The following is an 18,471-nucleotide window of genomic DNA, read 5'->3' on the forward strand; positions in this document are numbered from 1 at the left end:
GTCTTTGCAAGATCTGATAGTGGCTCTGGACTATCAGGATCCGTTGCCGACCTCGTTTTGCCGGGTCACCCGTTCCAAAAGATCGGCGATGCCACCTCGGGTTCCTTCGCTGCTCTCCACCAGGGCGCGGGCGTGGGCCAGGGGCGGCAAGCCTGTCGGCTCTTTTGCGGTTTCCTTGATCTGCGTTGTAACTTCGGCAACCCCGCCAAATTGCTGGGCGGCGTCCGGATCGATTTCAGACAGCGTTTCGCCATCCTGCGAATGCCAGAACCCGCGGGCGGCGGCGTCCTTGTCTTCGACTTCCAGCAGATACTCACCAGCCCGCGCATATTCCCCGTTCTGCCACAGCGCCTCTGCCCGCAGTTTGTCGGCATCAGATCCAGACAAACCCATCAGTTCCACCAGGGCGGCATGGGGTTTTTCCTGAACCAATGCAGCCTTTGCCAGCATCAAGCGGCGCTTGGTGTTGCCCGGTTCCATCGCCAGCTTTTTCAGCAAGGCCTGGGCCTGCTGGGCAAACCCAAGATCAAGCAACCGCGCAGCCACCAGATCGGCAACCGGTTCGACGTCTGCAGCCTTGCCGTTGGCGGCAAAAACCAGGGCATACTGAAGGAATGTGACGTCATCCGCCCGCTCTGTCAGCAGCGTCATCAGCGGTATCATCGCGGTCGCGCGGGCGGCATCACCGTCGTGGCGATCAACCTTGTCCAACTGCGCAAAACTGTCATGATACTGACCCGTCAACGCCAACGCGGTCACGATTGCCTCGCGCAGATCAGCCCCGAGCTCCGAATCCCGGCTTTCGACTTCGTAGGATGCCGCCAAATCCGGCACATCCGGCGACAGCGCCTTTCGCTCATCATAGCTGAGTTCAATCAGTTCGATCAAAGCGCGTGGTGCATTTTCCGTGCGTTCCGCAACCTCTTCGGTCAACTCTTCTGCAACGGTTTCAATGTCGCCTTCCAGCTTTGCCAGCTCTGCCTCTGCGAGGTTGATGTCAGGAATGTCCTCAACCCCCATCCGGTCAAGCGACCGCAGCGCCGCACCCGCGAGATGCGGGTCACCGGCCTGGGCGAAAAGTTTGCTCAATCGCGGGCCCACCTGGATCCGCAAGTGCGGAGGCATCTTGGCAAAAGCCTGCTGAATCGCGTCGGTCTTGGCGCTTTTCTTGATGGTGCCGTCGGCAAGTGCGGCCCAGAATGCCACGTCACTGTTGCAGACCTGTTGGCCGGCAAAGGCGTGATTGACATCCATCTCCTTGCCGTCAAGGATCGCCGCCATCGCGGCCAGCGCCATCGCGTCGTCATGTTCCACAGCGCCCGAGGGCATCATGTTCAAGATCGCCTGCGCCTCAGCTCCGAAACCGAAATAGACATAGGCCCGTGCCAGTCGCAAAACCGCGACCGGGTCAACGTCATCGAATTCACGCACCAGCGCGGCGCGCAGCGGCGGGATCTGCTCGTTAAACGAAGCGTCGGACCCCCAGTTGTGCACTGCAACCTGATAGCCAGGCATGCAGTGAGAGGCCTCGCTGCTGGTCGGCGCACGACGAGCAGAAAGGCCGCTTTCGCGATCGACAGAAGACGTCACAGCGACCTGATCCAGCGGATCAAGCGGACGATCAGCCAGGCCAAGCGGGTCAATGATACGTCCACCATCCCGCGCGTTCATGCCAACCAGATCCAGCAGGCCCTGGTTGGTTGCACGGCCAATTTGCTGCAACAGACGTTGTTCAGACGCATTGACCGTGGCCGCCCGTTCGTTTTCAGCCAGATCCAGCAGCAGATCACTGTTGACCTCAACCGCGACCGGTTCTTCCTCCAGCTTTTGTGGTTCACGGGCTGGTGTCACCTCAGTGGCGGCAGCGACTTGCTGCGCGCTGCGCTCTGGCTTGGGATCAGCCAGCGTCACGGAGGACAGGTTGAGCCCGGTCGATGTCGACCCGCTGACAGGAAGGCGAATTTCCCGGCTGAGTGCTGCCTGCTCTGCCGGATCGGGCTGTGTCACGGCCGGGACTTCGACCGAAGAGGCGGCAATCTGAATAGTCTGTGTCGGGGTTCGGCCGGAAATCACACCAGCGAGATCCAGCGCCGTGCGGGCATCTGCGGCGGCACGGGCTGCAAGGTTGAACCGATAGCCAGAACCGGATGCCGCACCCAGCCCACCGGGAATGAGCGGCAACGACGTTGGCAAGGTGGCCCCGGTCAACTGACGCGGCGCGCCTCCTTCTCCATCGCGGATATCGACCACGAGAAATCCGTCATCTTCGATAAACGTGCTGATTTCACATTCGCAGCCCAGCTGCAGCTGCAGTGGTTGCCCCGGACCTGCCTGGGTGACCGCCTGCAGCCGGGTGCGGGGGATCAGATTGAACACGCTTGAGGTGTCAAAAACGATCGTTGGCGCATCAACCGACAGGCTGGCGGATTGGCCGGACTGGTTCAGGGACCAGGCCACGCCGTCAGGCAACCGCATGACCAGGCGGGAAAAGCTGTCGTGCTCGCCCGAACGGGTCACGACAGTTTGTGCGCCAGCGGTCGATGCGAGTGCCGCAATAAAGGCAGGTGCGATGGCTCGCCACATTATGCTGCGTCCTGTTTCACCGATTTCAGGGCGTCCTCAAGCTCGGAAAAGCCGGGACGGATATGCGAGGGCGTATTCTGACGGCCCACTTCGATACAAATAGCGGCTGCATGGTTGTGCAGATTGGCCACCAGAACCTCACGGATGAGGGAGTAGAAATGGCCGTCCTCTTCGGTCACAGACTTCACTTTGCCTGCGAAGGGACCAACGATGCCATAGGCCAGGAAAACCCCAAGGAACGTCCCGACAAGCGCGCCACCAATCAGTTTACCCAGAACCTCTGGCGGCTGGTCGATCGAGCCCATCGTCTTAATGATACCAAGAACCGCCGCAACAATGCCGAGAGCGGGCAGACCATCCGCCAGCGACTGAAGCGCATGGCTGGAATGCATGGCATGATGCAGGTTTGCCTCGATCCGTTTTTCCAACACTTCCTCCACCTGGTGGGGGTCGTCATAGTTCATCGACGCAGAGCGCATGGTATCGCAGATCAGGTTCACAGCTTCCTTGTCAGCCAGAATCTTGGGGTAGCGGTTGAAAACAGAAGAGTTTTCCGGATCTTCGATATGCTGCTCCACCTCAACCGGGTTGGCGCGGGCAATTCGGATCAGCGAAAACAGCAGGCAGAGCAGATCGCGGTAATCATCCGGCTTCCATTTGGGGCCTTTGAATACCTTGCCCAGATCTTTCAGCGTGTGCTTCACGCCGCCCATGTCATTGCTGATGAGAAAGGCACCGATGCCTGCACCACCAATCATCATGAATTCGAATGGCAGAGCTTTGATGATGATCGCAAACTTACCACCAGCAAGGAGGTAGCCGCCGAACACCATGACAAAGATAACCACGATGCCTACTATACCAAGCATAGGTCCACTCCGAATTTCGTTTGTTTGTACAAGTTTAGGCGATTCACGTTAAAAAAGCCTGAGGAGTGGCCGCGGCTCACTCCTTTGGAACAGACCCATTGCGACCCGCCAGGACCACGCTGATGGTATAGGCAGCTTGCGGGCTGAGACCCGCCATGATGCCTGCTGCTGCCTCCGGGCGCATCCGCGCGAGGAAACCCGCCGCAAAGGCCGGATCCATTTCCTCAAACAGGGCAGCTGATTCCTTGGGTTTCATCTGCTCGTAGACTGCTGTCAGCCGCGTCAGATCCCCTTCGGTTGCGCCATCAGCCAGGGCGAGCGTGGATTTCAGCTCTTCCTCGGCTTGTTCCAGCGCGACCAGTTTCTGTTCAATCGCCTCATCGGCAATCTCAAGCGCCTTCATGCGGTCTTCGATCTCCGCTTCGCGGGCGCTGAGGGCGGCTTCACGCTCCTTGAAGGCGGCGAGCATGCTTTGCAGTTCCGCAGAAGATGGCATGGATTGGCCTTTCAGCCCGCCCTTGGCTTCGCCGTCTGCGACATCTTCCTGCTGCAGATTGGCAACCTCGCGCGCGATCGCGGGGCCTGCCTCCAGGCCCAGCCGCACAGCGGCCGACCCGATCAGCAAAAGAGCCAGCATCATCAGCGCACTGCCGCGGGCGCGGCGGTTGCGCTGCTTCTTGGCCGGTTTGGCCTTGGGCTGTTTGACTTTGGCTTTCGACATTATGCTACCCGACCCTGTGCACGGTTGTGACGTACAAACATCAAGCCTGCGGGTTTTGCGGGCTCTGCTTCTGCTGCAGGTGCCGGTTCTTTTTCGGCCTCATAGGCCGCAGCCAACGCGTCCGATTCTTCCGCAACAGGCGCTGCCGGTGCCGGGGTCGGGGCTGGCTTTTCTTCTGCCTGGGTCTCGGGCATCGGCACATCTGGCAGATCGTGCATCGAGGCCATCATCAGTTCCAACCGCTGTGCCACCGATTCGGCACGCTCCGTCAGCTGATCCAGCGCCTTGCTGGAGCCATCGGAGACATGGCGCGCGGCCAGCAGCGATTTGTTCAGATCATCAACCTGTGCCGACAGCACGGCAACGGCGCCACCGACGCCTTTTTCCAGGTCATTGAATTTCTTCAGGCGGCGCGACAGCACGAGGCAGTAGAAACCCGCCCCCATGGCACCGGCAGCCAGCAGGATATCCGCAATCAGTTCCATTCCGTTCTCCTAGTTCAATACGAAGTCCATAATCAGCAGATCACGCACCCGGCCCTGACCGGCTGCAATGTTGATCCGCCGCAGCATCTGTGCGCGCAATTTTGGCAGGGCCATCGGATCGGTCAGATCCTCAAGCTCCAGAGCCCTGAGATAACTGTTGAGAACATCGACAATCCGCGGGAGGATTTTTTCGACCTCTGCCTGATGGGCAAGATCTACCTCCAGCTGGGAACGGAATCGAAGGTGTTGCAACCCGCTTGCTTTGCGCAAGGAGATGATGATCGGTTCCATTTCGATAAAGGCGAGATTGGCGATATCTTCCGCCGACTCACCATTGTCCACGCCTTCTGGCGCCACTTCGGTCGCTTTCACCCCTTCTGGGGCCGCGCTCTGACCAAAGGGAAGAAGGCCTGACTGGACAGCGAAGAATCCCCCACCGGCACCAGCAATCGCAAGAACAACCCCAATGATGAGGGGCATCTTGCTCTTCTTGGCCGGGGCGTCCTGTTCCGTGTCTACTACAGCGTCTGTCATGACTATCCCTAATACGTCGTGCAGCACCTTCTTAGCTTGCGGACACTAACCGAATGTTAAGGGCAATCCGGCAAAAGGGTTGCACATCGGACAGAATGCCGGTGCTACGGAGGTTAATGTGCAGCAGATCAAGAATGTCTGGGCAGGTTTGGATACGCGGAAGCGGCTGATTGCCGTGGGAGCCACGGTTATCGTGATTCTCAGCGTCCTGGCGATGTCCCGTGTGGCGAATACACCCACGATGCAACTATTGTACGCCGGGCTGGAAAGCGGCTCGGCCGGGGATGTGGTGCGAGCGCTGGATCAGCGCGGTACACAATATGAAGTCCGCGGCGGATCAATTTATGTTCCTGCCACGGAACGAGACGAACTTCGGATGACGCTGGCAAGCGAAGGCCTGCCCGCTAATGGTGGCCGCGGCTATGAGCTGCTTGATTCGCTCAGCGGATTTGGAACCACCTCGCAAATGTTCGATGCCGCTTACTGGCGTGCAAAAGAAGGCGAACTGGCCCGCACAATTGTTGCCAGCCCCCATGTCACGCAGGCGCGTGTTCATATCGCCAACACCGGATCGAATCCCTTCCAACGCACGGCTGAGCCGACTGCCTCTGTGTCGGTTGTGCCGATGGGCTCTCCCATCACACCGCAGCAGGCCAATGCGATTCGGTTCCTGGTGTCGTCAGCTGTGACCGGCCTGTCCGTCGACAATGTCGCGGTGATTGATGCAAACGGCGCGCTGATCGGCTCGCCCGAGGCCGCCGCGGCCGCGGGAGCAGGTACCGACGATCGGTCGCAGGCGATTCGTGAACGCGTCATGCGCCTGGTCGAAGCCCGCGTTGGCCACGGCAATGCCGTTGTTGAAGTCAGCGTCGAAACCGTGACCGATACCGAATCCATCCGCGAAAAACGCGTTGATCCGGAAAGCCGCGTGGCCATCAGCACAGACGTGGAAGAGCGCGCTGACTCCTCGCAGAATCAGTCCGGCGAAGTGACCGTGGCCTCCAATATCCCTGATGGGGATGCTGCCTCTGGCGACGGTTCCAAAGCCAGCACCAGTGCAACACGTGAGCGGGTCAACTACGAGATTTCCGAAACCGAAAAGGAAATCATCCGTGGCCCAGGTGCGATCAAGCGGTTGACTGTTGCTGTACTCCTCAACGGTGTTGCGACCACCAATGCTGCTGGTGAAACCGTGATGGAGCCGCGTTCGGAAGAAGAGCTGGGCGCCCTGCGTGAGCTTATTTCAGCTGCTGTCGGGTTCAGCGCCGACCGAGGTGACGTTATCACGCTGAAATCCATGGAGATGCCGACGATCGAACCGCAGGGTACGGTGGTGTCCTCCTCGATCCTCGACAACATCTATCTGGACGCGATGTCTCTGATCCAGATGGCTGCACTTGCTTTGGTGACCCTGATCCTTGGGCTTTTTGTGATCCGCCCGATTCTGTCGAACCAGGCCAGTGTTCCTGCACTTGGTGCGCCGGATGGTGACGACATGGGTGGCCTGCCCGAACTCCCGGCCCTTGGCGGCGGCGACTTTATGGCCAACCCCAATCTTGGTGCGAACCTTGCGCTGGATGGTGAAATCCAGAACGGCGATGGCGGTTTTGAACCGATGGGCGGCATGGGCATGGGCTCTGGCCTGGACGAACTGGGCGGTATGGGCGACCTGCCGGCCTTGGGTGGTGGCCAGGAAAACCCGGTTGATCGCCTGCGCTCCATGATTGGCGAACGCCAGGAAGAAACCGTGCAGATCCTGCGTGGCTGGTTGGAAGAAAATGAGGAGAGAGCCTGATGACGATTGCCCATCTTCTTGAAGATTTCGCACCGCAAACGCCTGTCGTCGCGATGCCCGAAATCAACGAAGCCGAAATCGAAGAGCAGAAACTGGCATCCTATGAAACCGGCTATAGCGCGGGTTGGGATGATGCCGTGACGGCCAAGGACAACGAAGTCACGAAGATTTCGTCTGAACTGGCCAGCTCGCTCGAAGATCTTTCCTTCACCTTCCACGAGGCCCAGAGCCAGCTTCTCGAAACTCTGGATCCTATGTTCAAGGTGTTGACCAGCGCGGTTCTGCCGGATGCGATGGCTGCTAGCTTTGGCCATCACATCGTCGATCAGCTGACCGATATGGCAAAATCACAGGCTGATCAGCCAATCAACATCGTTGTTTCCCCAGGTGAAGGTGCCGCAGTTCGCGCGCTGCTGACGCGCAGCTTTTCTGTGCCAGTTACCGTGCGCGAAGACGTCGGGCTGAGCGCGGGGCAAGCCTATCTGAAGGTGGGTGGAGTGGAGCGAGAGCTCAACAGTGCCGCCCTGATCGACGCAATCAAGGATTCGATCGAAGCCTTTTCTCATCAAATGACCGAGGACAGTAACTATGGATAACTCCGCCGAGATGAAGACGAAATCCCCCGACGCAGCAAATCCGTTTGTCTCTGTCCCTGTTGAAGTCGTGGTGTCTGTTGGCAAGGCACGCCCCCTGATCCGTGATCTCGTGAATCTCGGTGAAAATGCCATTCTGACCCTCGACAAACGGGTCGAAGACCCGGTCGATCTCTACGTTGGGGATCGTCTGGTGGCGCGCGGCCAGTTGGAAGAGATGGAAGGCGAACAGGCCGGACAGCTGGCTGTTCGACTGACGGAAATTGCCGATCTGCAAAGCGGGCTGGGATGACACGCACTCCTCTTGCTGTTGCTGCGCTGGCACTAGCGCTGGTCTTGGGCCTGCCCGGTTTCGCGGCAGCCCAGGATCTGAGCCTGTCTTTGGGTGATGGGCAATCGCTTTCGGCGCGCTCGATTCAGCTAATCCTTCTGATCACGGTCCTCAGCCTCGCCCCGGGGCTGTTGATCATGGTGACCTGTTTTCCCTTCCTGGTGACGGTGCTGTCCATCCTGCGGCAGGCCATTGGTCTGCAGCAGGCGCCGCCCAACATGATGATGATCAGCCTGGCGCTGTTTTTGACCTACTTCGTCATGGAGCCGGTTTTTAACGAAGCATGGCAAACAGGCATTAACCCTCTCATCGAAGAACAGATCGACGTCGAAACAGGCATGGAGCGCGCGCTTGTGCCGTTCCGTGAATTCATGGCCGCCCGTCTGGATCCCGATACCTTCTATGCCATTGCGGACCTCCGCCCGGGCACGGCTGGTATTGATCCAACCCCGGACGCCCCGCTTTCCACCTTGGTATCCAGCTTCCTTTTGTCGGAAATTGCCCGCGCCTTTCAGGTTGGGTTTCTGGTGTTCTTGCCGTTTCTCGTCATCGACCTGGTGGTAGCTGCGGTTCTGATGTCGATGGGGATGATGATGGTTCCCCCGGCAGTTGTCTCGCTGCCGTTCAAACTGGCCTTCTTTGTTGTGGCAGACGGTTGGAGCCTGATCGCAAGCGCGCTGGTACGCAGCTACTATCCTTAGGGTTTCCGCTGCGCGCCTTTCATTAGCCCGGATTGCAGAAATGCATCCGGGCTTTTTTACGTCCGGTCACCAGGTCAATGAATTGGGACAGGCCCGTGCAGATCACAAAAATCCCCGGTCCGCTCCCAATTGTCTGATACAGCCCTTTTGATCCCGCTTTCCTGCCCATGTTGCTGGGCGCGAACGCCGTGTTGCGGCCAAGTCGGTCATAGCAGGCGCTCGTTTCGTCGTTCGCGCGGTCGATTTTCAGAAATGCAGCCGCGGTTCCACGCAAGCCCCCGGCCTTAGGCAGCCAAGTTCCGGTCCGGACAAATGGCCAATGGGCACATCCCTGCAGGGCCTTCCAATCACTCAGCAGACCAGCGGGTACAACACCCTGCTAGTTCCGCACGTAGACGCCACAAAGAAACACCCTCCGAACCCAAAAGGTGTCGGAGGGTGCTGTCTGCAAAACTTGGCCGGCTGTTTACGCTCAGCGCACCACGAACTCTGCATGAAGCGCGCCAGCGGCCTTCAAGCTCTTGAGGATGTCGATCATATCGCGGGGGGAAACGCCCAGGGCATTCAGACCCGCAACCACTTCGGACAATGTGGTGGTCTCAGGTACCTCAGCAAGCTGGATGCCCTCTTCCTCGTCGATGGCTGCACCGGTGCGAGGAACCACAACCGTTTCACCATCAGAGAACGGGTTGGGCTGTACCACAAGCGGCGTTTCCTCGATCCGCAGTGTCAGGTTGCCCTGCGCAACAGCAACACGTGAAATGCGCACATCGCTGCCCATCACAATGGTGCCGGACCGCTGATCAACAACAACACGTGCCTTGCGCTGAGGTTCGACCAGGATGTTCTCAATCCGGCCAACCGCATGCGCCGTAGAGCGGGCGTTGGTCCGCTGGACGTCAACCTCTACCGTTCCGGAATCCCGCATCAGGGCGACGCTGCGGCCAAATTCAGCATTGATCGCCCGTTCGATCCGGCCTGCCGTGGTGAAATCGGGCTCTCGCAGAGCAAGACGCATGGAGGTCAGCGACGCAAGATCGAAATCGATCTCACGCTCAACCCGCGCACCCGACGGGATCACGCCAGCTGTTGGGACGCCTTGGGTGACAGAAGCGCCTTCGCCCTCGGCCACGGCGCCACCAGCCAGAATCGTGCCCTGCGCAACAGCGTAAATCTGACCATCCGCCGCATTCAGCGGTGTCATGATCAGCGTGCCACCCAGCAAGCTCTTGGAATCACCAATGGCGGAGACGGTTACATCCACCGTTCCGCCAACCCGCGCAAAGGGCGGCAGGGTTGCCGTCACGAACACAGCCGCCACATTCTTGGGACGGAACTGTTCGCCGGTCACATTGACCCCCAGCCGTTCCAGAATGTTCGACATGATCTCTTCGGTGAAGGGAGAGTTCCGCAGACCGTCACCCGTCCCGTTCAGGCCAACAACTAGGCCGTAGCCGACAAGATCATTGCCGCGGACCCCGTCGAATTCCACCAGATCCTTCAGACGGATGGCGTTGGCCTGTGCCATCGCAGGCAGCAGAACCAGAGCCAGAAGAAAACGAACAATCCGCATCATGTCAGGAACCTCATCAGGGACAGCTGCGATGTGCGCGCCGTCACGGTGAACAGGCTCTCCAGTTGGAACTGGGCCTCTTCCAGACGGGTCGCGGTTTCGTAAGGGTCCGCCTGAACCAGTTCATTGAAGACAAGGCTGAGGCTGGTTTCCGCAGCCGCATTGCGCGCCGAGGTTTGTTCGATACGCCCCTCGATAAATCCGAGGTCCGATTGCATCTGCACCAGTTGATCCGTGCTTTCACGCAGCTCGATCCCCGTTGAACGCAGCAACTCGAACTTCAGGTTCGTGTCGAGCGTCAGCGCAGGCTCATTCACCAGAGAGGAAATCGACAGGCTCATCAGGGTCTGCTTGAACGCAGGATCAGTCGCCAAGAGCGAGACAGTCACCTCCTCGTTCGGACCAACCTTCACCGGATCCATCCGGTCAGGAGAGCCGTTGTACATCACCGCATCAAAACCAGCCGGATCGTTGAACCAATCCTCAACAGCCTGAACAATATCTGTCGCGGTGGTCAGACCTGCAACCTCGGTCACAAGGTTCGTCATGAGCGTGTCAAAGCTCTCTAGGGGTTTGGTTTCTGTGTCCTTGCCGCCAAACAGGCTGCGCCCGGCAATTTCCCCGTTCAGCCCGCGAATTGCCTCGGTCAGATAACCGCGCGCCTGATTGGAAATCTGGCGAGAGGTGTCATCATTGGGCGAGGTCGTGACCGCAAAGATATCCGATGTCAGCTTGGCGGCATTGTCATGCAGCAGCGTGATGTTTTCCTGCGCGGAAGAGGCAAAAAGCGAGGCTTCTGTGTTGGCCACCTGAAAGGATTTCAAGCGACTCAGGCTGCGCTCTACATCAGACAGATAGGTCAGATCACCGCCCAGTTTCTGGGTCAGCTGAGAGGTCTTTCCGGTGCTCAGTTCCTGCGTCAGTGTCGAAATATTGTTTTTCAGATCGACGGAGCGATTGCGCAGGAACAGGTGGTGGGCCATGTCGCCATAGGAAGTCAAAATCATTCGTCAGATCCTCAGAAGCGTTTCCATCAGCTCATCTACGACAGAGATCATTCTGGCGTTCGCTTGGTAAACTTTTTCAATAACAATCAGGTTCTGCAGCTCGGCGTCGCTGTCGACACCCTGAGCCAGCTGGCGCTGTTGCATTTCCGTGTGGGTTGCCTGTGCAAAGGCAACATTCTGTTGGGCGCTGTATTCGCTTTGCGCAAAACGCGACAACAGGTTCGCGCTCAGCGTGCTGGCATCCAGATTGGCCGTTCCCAGGCCTACAGACGACACCAGACGCTTGGTATCCAGCGCGTCAGTATATGCCCGCAGCAGTGATGCATCGCCAGCATTGCCCGGACCGGCGGCATTCAGGCCGTCACGCAAACGCCAGGTTTCCGCCTGCCCCTGCATGGCAACCTTGTCATTCAGCTCGATCCGGTTGGCGATGCCGACAGTATTGGCCGGATCGAAAAAGGCCCCCTGATCGGTAAACAGCCCCGGATCCAATGCACCCAGTGTCGTATCAAGTGCCGGGTCCTGGAACCGTTCAATCAGATCCCGCGCCACCGCATCCAGATCTTCCTGTGCCTCAACGGTCAGAACGTCGCGCACTTCGAAGTTGGCCGCAAGACTGCCACCGCGCAACGGGCCACCCGGACCGGTATCAACATCGATGCCATTGATCTGCAGGCCAGACAGCAGGCCATTGCCCAGCGTCATGTAGGGGAGGGTGTCGGCCTTGCCATCAAAGGTCAGCTCTGCTGGCTGACCATCAAGCAAGACAGCCCCCCCGTCCGAAAACAGCGCGACCTGACCACGATCGCGGTTCACAACCTTGACGGGGATGATTTCATTTACCTGATCGATCAGCAGATCCCGCTGGTCCAGCAGAGACACCGTATCGGCACCAGCCGCCTGACTGATGGCAATCTTGGCATTCAGCTTCTGGATTTTTTCCAGCGACTGATTGACCGTTTCAACCTGCACATCAATCGCGCGATCTGCGGCCGTACGTTCATTCCGCAGCCCCTCGGCGGCGTCAGAAATGGACCGAGCCAGTTCCTCTGCCTGGATGGACAGGTCATTCAGGCGAGGACCGGAATCGGGGCGAGAAATCGCCTCGATCAGGGCCGAGTCGAAATCGGTAAGACGCTGGGTGACCGAATAGGGGTCATCCGCCTTTCCGACCAGTTCGACCATGCGGCCATAGAAATCCGACTGCACCTTGGACACGCCAAGTTCGGTGTTTGCGGTGCGGACGCTGGCCTGCAGGCCCGGGTCGTTGAACCGCTGCACCCCGTTTACGCGAACTCCGGCGAAACCGTCCCCCGCACTGGTGAGAGCAACAGAGCGGCGCGAATACCCCGGTGTCAGGACATTCGCCAGGTTTTCCGAGACAACCGAAGTCTGACGGCCCGCCGCCGTCAGCCCGGACATTGCGGAATTGAGAGCACTTGTAATGGTCATGATCAGTCTGCTTTCAAAGGTGCAGTGTCAAAGAGAAAGGCGCGTTATCAGCGCTTGATGTTGGTGGTTTCCTGCAACATCTCATCCACGGTCTGGATGACTTTCGCGTTTGACGAATAGGCGCGCTGTGTCTGGATCATGTTGGTCAGTTCACCGGCCACATCGGTGGCGGATTCCTCACGCGCATAGCCCAGAATATCGCCTGTCGGACCTTCCCCAGCATTCCACAGGAAGTAGGAGCCACTCTCGCTTGAGGGCATATAGGTCTGGCGATCCATCGCGATCATGCCATTGGGGTTGGGCAGGTCGACAAGCGGCACCTGATAGACCACGCGGCTGACGCCGGTGTCATAGTTGGCACGCACAAAACCCGCCTCGTCGATTTCAACGCCGGTAAAGTTACCAACCGGGGCACCATCCTTGGAGATCGATGCCGGGGCAAATGTATCAGACAGTTGCGTCAGGCCATTGTCATCACCGATCATGCCGATGTTGATCTCCATCGGGCCACCGGCAACGTTCACGATGATCGAACCGGTTGCAGGATCATAGGCACCACCGGCAGAGCCCAGGGTCACGGCGTTCAGCGCACCACCAGAGGTTCGGTTGTCATCAAAGGTGAGTGTGTATTCACCAATCGGTGTTGCACCTGTCGCGGTGTCGGTGATGATCATGGTCCATTCGTTGGACTCACCGGTTGCCGGGACGGTTGGGACGAACTCAATCTGCAGGGACTCGGATTTACCGAGGTTGTCGTAGTATTCAATCGACAGGTTTTCGCTGGTGCCCGCGGCGCCCGACTCGGTCGCAGTTGCAGGCAGGTTCACACCCAGCGACATTTCTGTGGTTGGTTCACCCGACAGTTTGTTCACGTTGAAGCGGACCGGCTCCAGCCCATCCGAGGTATCACGCGCATAGGGCGGGATGGTGCCGTCAGACTGTGCGGGCCAGCCCATCAGAACCAGACCGGACTCGGTTGCCAGCAAACCATCGGCATTGGTCCGGAAAGATGCGGTAGTGGTCAGCATCATTTGCGGATTGGATGCACCAACCTCAACCTCTGTCATCGAGGTTACTGGCAGCATACCCCGGCCACGTACCGCCAGGTCGGTCGCGTTGTTGGTCGATACCAACGGGCCACGTTCGTCGATCAGACGCACGTTCGTGGTGCGCACACCGCCGGCGGAATAGGTGCCACCAGAAGACCCCATGACCATCGAATGGAAATCGGTTTGCACCCGCTTGTAACCAGCGGTCGAGGAATTGGCGATGTTATCGGAAATAGAGGCCAGTCGGCTGGCATTCGCGGTCAGTCCGGACACGCCGGCATTGAGCGAGGAAGAAATCGTCATGGATACGCCTTTCTGCTGCATCGAATCTTTCTTGATGCAACAGCTAGCCGATCGCCCATTAACGGGCGGCTAACAGATAAAATTGTCTGGTCTGTTGGCCGCCCGAAAGGGCAAATCCGTGGAATTACTTCCGCAGGAGGACGATTTCGATCCGATTATTGCGCGCCGCCATCGGGTTTGCATCGGTCAACTTGCGGTCTGCATGCCCCGTGACGCGGTGGATTCGCTTGGATTTGGTCCCACCTGATTCGAGCATAACCCGCGTCATGTCCGCACGTGCGTGCGACAGCTCCCACACTGGATTATTGGCGATCACAACAGGGTGCGAGCGGGTATGCCCACCAACCGCAATGTTGTTTTCAACCACACCTGTCACACGCGCGACCATCTCGATGATGTCGCGGAACAGAAGCGTCGGCTCAGGCGTGCCTTCCTTGAACAGCGGAGAGGTCTCTGTGTCGAAAAGTTCGATCACCAGTCCCTCATCCGTGACGCGCGTAATGATATGCTGCGCCATCTCAAGCGAGACCATGCTTTCACCACCACGACCGTTCAGTTCTTCGGCCAAGGCGCGGAAGGTCTCATCCGTCTGTTCGCGTTCCTGATCATCCTGAACCCCGGTATCACCCTGGGCCTGCTGCGCATCCATCGGGTTGGTGTCAGATGCACCCGTCCCGTTCTGCGGTTTGATCTGTTCGGTGAACATGCTGTCACCATTGAACGCGCCGTTGCCGCCACCGGACACCCGGCTGAGCGGAATGGACGGCGAAAAGTAATCCGCCAAACCCTTGCGTTGTTTTTCTGTCGTTGCGTTGAGCAGCCACATCAACATGAAGAATGCCATCATTGCCGTCACGAAGTCCGCATATGCGACCTTCCATGCGCCACCGTGGTGACCATCGCCACCACCTGATTTCTTCTTCTTGATGATAATGGGCGCCACATTGCTCTGTGCGCTCATATCCACCACCTATTTTCACCCACTACCGGGATATCAGGTGGTGTCTTAAGTGAGGCTTAACAGATAAATTTGCCGGCAGTTATAGACGCCCAACCTCTGCACCTTGCCAGCCCCGGACGCGGAAACCTGCCTACAGGGTCCAGCGTCCGCAGGCTTGCTGTCTCAGTTCTCCAGCAAAATGTCGCCGTAGGTGTCGCGCAATTTGTTTTTCAAAACCTTACCCGTGCCCCCAAGTGGCAAGCTGTCGACGAACACCACCCGGTCGGGCACCTGCCAGCTGGCCACTTTGCCATCATAGTGCGACAGCAGTTCGTCGGCGTTCAGTTTAGGATCAGATTTGATGGCAATGATAACCGGCCGTTCGTCCCACTTGGGGTGCCGGGCTGCAATGGCTGCGGCCTGGGCGACTTTGGGATGGGACATGGCGATATCTTCCAGCTCAACCGTCGAAATCCACTCACCTCCGGATTTGATGATGTCTTTTGAGCGATCCCGGATAATCATGTAGCCATCCTGATCCAGGGTTGCGACATCGCCGGTATCAAACCAACCATCATCGGTAAGAGCGGATCCATCAGCGCGGAAATACTGATCGATGATCCAGTGGCCCTGGATCTGAAGATTTCCCTGCGTCTGGCCATCGCGCGGCAGGACCGTGCCCTCATCGTCCACGATCCGCAAATCGACACCATAGGGCGGTCTGCCCTGCCCCTCTCGCAGCTTTGCCTGTGCCTCTGTGTCCAGCACATCGTGTTTCTGCAAAAGCTGGTTCAATGTTCCCAGAGGGCTGGTTTCAGTCATGCCCCAGGCATGGACCAGATCCACACCATATTTGTCGCGGAAGGTCGGAATCATAACGGTCGGCAAAGCAGATCCTCCGACGATGGTGCGCTCCAGACTGTCTGCGGTAGAGCCCGTTTCGGCCAAACCCTGCAGCAATCCCATCCAGATTGTCGGAACGCCCAGCGCCACTGTCACCTTCTCAGCGTCGATCAGTTTGGCAAGGCTGACACCATCAAGATGCGGTCCCGGCAAAACCAGTTTGGCCCCAACTGAAGCAGCAATATAGGGCGTGCCCCAAGCGTTGACATGAAACATGGGAACAACCGCCAACACGGTATCACGCGCCCGAAGCCCCATGCCATCCGGCTGATTTCCCCCCAAGGAGTGCAGCACGCTGGTACGATGGGTGTATTCCACGCCCTTGGGGTTGCCCGTCGTACCGGAGGTATAACAGAGACTGGACGCCGTGTTTTCATCCAACTCCGGCCAGTCAAAACGCCCATCTTCGGCGGCGATCAACTCATCATAGAACAGGACGCCCTCAATCTGTTCTGCAATGGCTTGGTCACGGGGGCCCATCACGACAATATGGCGGACACCCGAAATATGGGCACGAAGCTGGGCCACCGCTGGAACAAAGGTGGTGTCGATGAACAGCACCTGATCCTCGGCATGATTGATGATGTAGATCAGCTGCTCGGGTTTCAGGCGTGGGTTAATCGTGTGGCAGACATACCCGGCACCAGAGACGGCAAAATAGATTTCAAGGTGCCGCCGGTTGTTCCAGGCAATGGTTCCACAGCGTGCGCCCTGTTCCAGGCCGAGGCGCCCCAACGCAGCCGCCAGTTTGCGTGCGTTCTGATCGATATCACCCCAAGTCACATGCACTGTTTCGCCGGACGTTTCGACAGATGTCACCGTAGTTGCACCGTGAAAGCGGCCCGCATGTTCGATCAGCGACCCGATGGTCAGCTGTTTGTGCATCATCTTGCCAAGCATATCGTCATGTACTCCAAGTCAGAAATTCAAATATGTGCTGCAGCTTCGCGGATCATATCCGCTGCTTTTTCCGCGATCATGATGGTTGGCGCATTGGTATTCCCACCGACAAGGCGTGGCATGACCGAGGCATCGACCACCCGCAGACCGTCCAACCCGTGCACCTGTAGCTGAGGATCCACCACAGCCATGTCATCGATGCCCATCTTGCAGGTGCCAACCGGGTGATAGATCGTATCAGCCCGATTTCGAATGTGCTGTTCCAGCGCGGCGTCATCTGGCTCGCCTTCGATAAACAGCTCTTTGTGAATGTAGCGCGCCAAAGGCTCTGCCGCCATGATCTGGCGGGTCTTGCGCACGCCCTTCATCAAGACATCCAAATCCTCAGGATCTGACAGAAAACCAGGGTCAATGCGGGGTGCGGCCATCGGGTCGCTGCTCTCCAGCGTGACCGATCCCCGCGATTTTGGACGCAGGACGCAAACATGACAGCTGAAACCATGCCCCAGATGCAGCTTGCGGGCGTGGTCATCCACGATGGAAATCACGAAATGCAGCTGCACATCGGCGCGGTCCCCAGCCGGATCGGTCTTGAAGAACGCTGCCCCCTCGGCAAACGGAGTGGCAATCATCCCCGTGCCGGTCTTGCGCCAGTTCAGGATATGACCCAGCAGAGAGACGCTGCCCGGCAACGAGATGCCAAAATTGTCGCGATCCCTGGATTTGTAAGCCAGGGTGAAGTCCAGATGATCCTGCAGGTTCTGCCCCACACCCGGCAGGTGGTGCCGCATCTCGATGCCGTGGGGGCGGATGTCCTCTTCGCGGCCAACGCCGGACAGCTGCAAGAGCTGTGGAGAATTGAACGCCCCGCCACAAAGGATCACCTCACGCGCGGCTTTGACCTCATGGCTTTGTTGATGCTGCAGATACTGGACCCCAACGGCGCGCTTGCCCTCAAACAGGATGCGACTGGCGTGCGCCCCGGTGAGAACCGTCAAATTGGGCCTGTCCATAACGGGATGCAGATAGGCCGCCGCCGCCGAGCAGCGTTCACCGTTCCTGGCCTCGTCATGAAACTGGGTGACCTGATAAAGGCCGATGCCTTCATTGTCGCCGGAGTTGAAATCATCCACCTGCCGGATCTGCAACGATTGACCCGCCGCGACAAAGGCATCCGTTATGGGGCGCGGTGATTTCTGGTTGCTCACCTGCAGGGGGCCGCTTGCACCGTGGACGTCATCAGCGCCGCGTTCGTTGTTTTCAGCCTTGCGAAAATAGGGCAACACCGATTGCCAGTCCCAGCCCTCGCAGCCAAGGCTGGCCCATTCATCATAGTCACCGGCGTGGCCACGAATATAAAGCATGGCGTTGATCGCACTGGAGCCGCCCAGCCCCTTGCCCCGAGGCTGGTAACCCCTGCGCCCGTTCAAACCGGGCTGCGGCACGGTTTCATAGGCCCAATTGTTGATTTTTGGTCGGCCCGGCAACATCGCCACCACGGCGGCTGGAGCCCGAACAAGAATGCTGTCTCCGCGCCCACCGGCTTCCAGCAGGCAGACAGTTGTGTTCGGATCTTCGCTCAACCGCGATGCAAGCGTTGCCCCTGCCGAACCGCCCCCCACGATGACATAATCCGCCTGCATAACGATCCTCCCGCACAACCAACATCTTGCAGCGCTCCCCCGCTGCGCAGGATCATTGACCCCACAGCAAAGATGAGCGCCGCAATTGG

At 58.5% G+C, this 18,471-nt stretch carries 17 protein-coding genes; 4 read left to right on the plus strand and 13 right to left on the minus strand.

Translation table 11 applies throughout. The features are described from left to right. Positions 1–33: 33 nt before the first annotated feature. From NIT7645_RS13985 to NIT7645_RS14005, 5 genes are all read right to left on the minus strand, one after another. Entirely contained in the window at positions 34–2,583 is a 2,550-nt protein-coding gene (locus NIT7645_RS13985; RefSeq protein ID WP_050687303.1) for a tetratricopeptide repeat protein, read from the minus strand. Next, positions 2,583–3,452 carry a flagellar motor stator protein MotA gene (gene motA / locus NIT7645_RS13990; protein ID WP_008559370.1) on the minus strand — a complete coding sequence of 290 codons (870 nt, stop codon included), beginning with the start codon at positions 3,450–3,452 and terminating at the stop codon, positions 2,583–2,585. Before motA ends, NIT7645_RS13985 begins: the two co-directional genes overlap by 1 nt. 76 nt (positions 3,453–3,528) lie before the next feature. Beyond that, positions 3,529–4,173, minus strand: a complete 645-nt coding sequence (locus tag NIT7645_RS13995; RefSeq protein WP_008561978.1) for a MotE family protein — start codon at positions 4,171–4,173, stop codon at positions 3,529–3,531. Next, positions 4,173–4,658 (minus strand): hypothetical protein, encoded by a 486-nt coding sequence (locus tag NIT7645_RS14000; RefSeq protein ID WP_037302614.1) that lies wholly within the window; start codon positions 4,656–4,658, stop codon positions 4,173–4,175. The genes NIT7645_RS13995 and NIT7645_RS14000 overlap by 1 nt, the downstream gene beginning before the upstream one ends. Positions 4,659–4,667: 9 nt before the next feature. Continuing rightward, positions 4,668–5,192 (minus strand): flagellar basal body-associated FliL family protein, encoded by a 525-nt coding sequence (locus NIT7645_RS14005; protein ID WP_037302615.1) that lies wholly within the window; start codon positions 5,190–5,192, stop codon positions 4,668–4,670. 118 nt (positions 5,193–5,310) lie between these two features. Here NIT7645_RS14005 and fliF point away from each other — a divergent pair, with 118 nt between their 5' ends. The 4 genes from fliF to fliP are packed head-to-tail and all read left to right on the plus strand — an operon-like array spanning position 5,311 to position 8,612. Continuing rightward, a complete protein-coding gene (gene fliF / locus NIT7645_RS14010) occupies positions 5,311–6,987 on the plus strand; it encodes a flagellar basal-body MS-ring/collar protein FliF (RefSeq protein ID WP_008558958.1) in 1,677 nt (558 codons plus the stop codon). Further along, a complete protein-coding gene (locus NIT7645_RS14015; protein ID WP_008561874.1) occupies positions 6,987–7,583 on the plus strand; it encodes a FliH/SctL family protein in 597 nt (198 codons plus the stop codon). Before fliF ends, NIT7645_RS14015 begins: the two co-directional genes overlap by 1 nt. Then, positions 7,576–7,872: a FliM/FliN family flagellar motor switch protein gene (locus tag NIT7645_RS14020; protein WP_008559596.1), complete on the plus strand. Its 297-nt coding sequence runs from the start codon at positions 7,576–7,578 to the stop codon at positions 7,870–7,872. The genes NIT7645_RS14015 and NIT7645_RS14020 overlap by 8 nt, the downstream gene beginning before the upstream one ends. After that, positions 7,869–8,612 (plus strand): flagellar type III secretion system pore protein FliP, encoded by a 744-nt coding sequence (fliP, locus tag NIT7645_RS14025; protein ID WP_008559481.1) that lies wholly within the window; start codon positions 7,869–7,871, stop codon positions 8,610–8,612. Before NIT7645_RS14020 ends, fliP begins: the two co-directional genes overlap by 4 nt. A gap of 22 nt (positions 8,613–8,634) precedes the next feature. Here fliP and NIT7645_RS14030 read toward each other — a convergent pair whose 3' ends face one another. The 8 genes from NIT7645_RS14030 to NIT7645_RS14065 all read right to left on the minus strand — a co-directional run bounded on the left by NIT7645_RS14030 (position 8,635) and on the right by NIT7645_RS14065 (position 18,382). Further along, positions 8,635–8,886 carry a hypothetical protein gene (locus NIT7645_RS14030; protein WP_008560633.1) on the minus strand — a complete coding sequence of 84 codons (252 nt, stop codon included), beginning with the start codon at positions 8,884–8,886 and terminating at the stop codon, positions 8,635–8,637. Positions 8,887–9,084: 198 nt separating this feature from the next. After that, positions 9,085–10,188: a flagellar basal body P-ring protein FlgI gene (locus tag NIT7645_RS14035; protein WP_008562581.1), complete on the minus strand. Its 1,104-nt coding sequence runs from the start codon at positions 10,186–10,188 to the stop codon at positions 9,085–9,087. After that, positions 10,185–11,192 carry a flagellin gene (locus NIT7645_RS14040; protein WP_008561169.1) on the minus strand — a complete coding sequence of 336 codons (1,008 nt, stop codon included), beginning with the start codon at positions 11,190–11,192 and terminating at the stop codon, positions 10,185–10,187. The genes NIT7645_RS14035 and NIT7645_RS14040 overlap by 4 nt, the downstream gene beginning before the upstream one ends. A 3-nt stretch (positions 11,193–11,195) precedes the next feature. Further along, a complete protein-coding gene (flgK, locus tag NIT7645_RS14045; RefSeq protein ID WP_008559635.1) occupies positions 11,196–12,644 on the minus strand; it encodes a flagellar hook-associated protein FlgK in 1,449 nt (482 codons plus the stop codon). 47 nt (positions 12,645–12,691) lie between these two features. Beyond that, on the minus strand, positions 12,692–14,017 hold the full coding sequence (locus NIT7645_RS14050) for a flagellar hook protein FlgE (RefSeq protein ID WP_008559791.1): 1,326 nt from the start codon (positions 14,015–14,017) through the stop codon (positions 12,692–12,694). A 103-nt stretch (positions 14,018–14,120) separates the two neighbouring features. After that, complete coding sequence (locus NIT7645_RS14055) at positions 14,121–14,957, minus strand: flagellar motor protein MotB (RefSeq protein ID WP_008562411.1); 837 nt, start codon at positions 14,955–14,957, stop codon at positions 14,121–14,123. A 162-nt stretch (positions 14,958–15,119) separates the two neighbouring features. Then, positions 15,120–16,739, minus strand: coding sequence for a long-chain-fatty-acid--CoA ligase (locus NIT7645_RS14060; protein WP_008560557.1), 1,620 nt, complete (start codon positions 16,737–16,739; stop codon positions 15,120–15,122). Between the two features lie 26 nt (positions 16,740–16,765). Further along, on the minus strand, positions 16,766–18,382 hold the full coding sequence (locus NIT7645_RS14065) for a GMC family oxidoreductase (RefSeq protein ID WP_008562858.1): 1,617 nt from the start codon (positions 18,380–18,382) through the stop codon (positions 16,766–16,768). Positions 18,383–18,471: the final 89 nt, after the last annotated feature.

This window comes from Phaeobacter italicus, assembly GCF_001258055.1.
Classification (GTDB): Bacteria; Pseudomonadota; Alphaproteobacteria; order Rhodobacterales; family Rhodobacteraceae; genus Phaeobacter; species Phaeobacter italicus.

Excerpts from the sequence above, each read along its gene's own strand:
- NIT7645_RS13985 (WP_050687303.1), bottom strand. The coding sequence starts at position 2,583 with ATGTGGCGAGCCATCGCACCTGCCTTTATTGCGGCACTCGCATCGACC.
- motA (WP_008559370.1), bottom strand. The coding sequence starts at position 3,452 with ATGCTTGGTATAGTAGGCATCGTGGTTATCTTTGTCATGGTGTTCGGC.
- NIT7645_RS13995 (WP_008561978.1), bottom strand. The coding sequence starts at position 4,173 with ATGTCGAAAGCCAAAGTCAAACAGCCCAAGGCCAAACCGGCCAAGAAG.
- NIT7645_RS14000 (WP_037302614.1), bottom strand. The coding sequence starts at position 4,658 with ATGGAACTGATTGCGGATATCCTGCTGGCTGCCGGTGCCATGGGGGCG.
- NIT7645_RS14005 (WP_037302615.1), bottom strand. The coding sequence starts at position 5,192 with ATGACAGACGCTGTAGTAGACACGGAACAGGACGCCCCGGCCAAGAAG.
- NIT7645_RS14015 (WP_008561874.1), top strand. The coding sequence starts at position 6,987 with ATGACGATTGCCCATCTTCTTGAAGATTTCGCACCGCAAACGCCTGTC.
- NIT7645_RS14020 (WP_008559596.1), top strand. The coding sequence starts at position 7,576 with ATGGATAACTCCGCCGAGATGAAGACGAAATCCCCCGACGCAGCAAAT.
- fliP (WP_008559481.1), top strand. The coding sequence starts at position 7,869 with ATGACACGCACTCCTCTTGCTGTTGCTGCGCTGGCACTAGCGCTGGTC.
- NIT7645_RS14035 (WP_008562581.1), bottom strand. The coding sequence starts at position 10,188 with ATGATGCGGATTGTTCGTTTTCTTCTGGCTCTGGTTCTGCTGCCTGCG.
- NIT7645_RS14040 (WP_008561169.1), bottom strand. The coding sequence starts at position 11,192 with ATGATTTTGACTTCCTATGGCGACATGGCCCACCACCTGTTCCTGCGC.
- flgK (WP_008559635.1), bottom strand. The coding sequence starts at position 12,644 with ATGACCATTACAAGTGCTCTCAATTCCGCAATGTCCGGGCTGACGGCG.
- NIT7645_RS14050 (WP_008559791.1), bottom strand. The coding sequence starts at position 14,017 with ATGCAGCAGAAAGGCGTATCCATGACGATTTCTTCCTCGCTCAATGCC.
- NIT7645_RS14055 (WP_008562411.1), bottom strand. The coding sequence starts at position 14,957 with ATGAGCGCACAGAGCAATGTGGCGCCCATTATCATCAAGAAGAAGAAA.
- NIT7645_RS14060 (WP_008560557.1), bottom strand. The coding sequence starts at position 16,739 with ATGCTTGGCAAGATGATGCACAAACAGCTGACCATCGGGTCGCTGATC.
- NIT7645_RS14065 (WP_008562858.1), bottom strand. The coding sequence starts at position 18,382 with ATGCAGGCGGATTATGTCATCGTGGGGGGCGGTTCGGCAGGGGCAACG.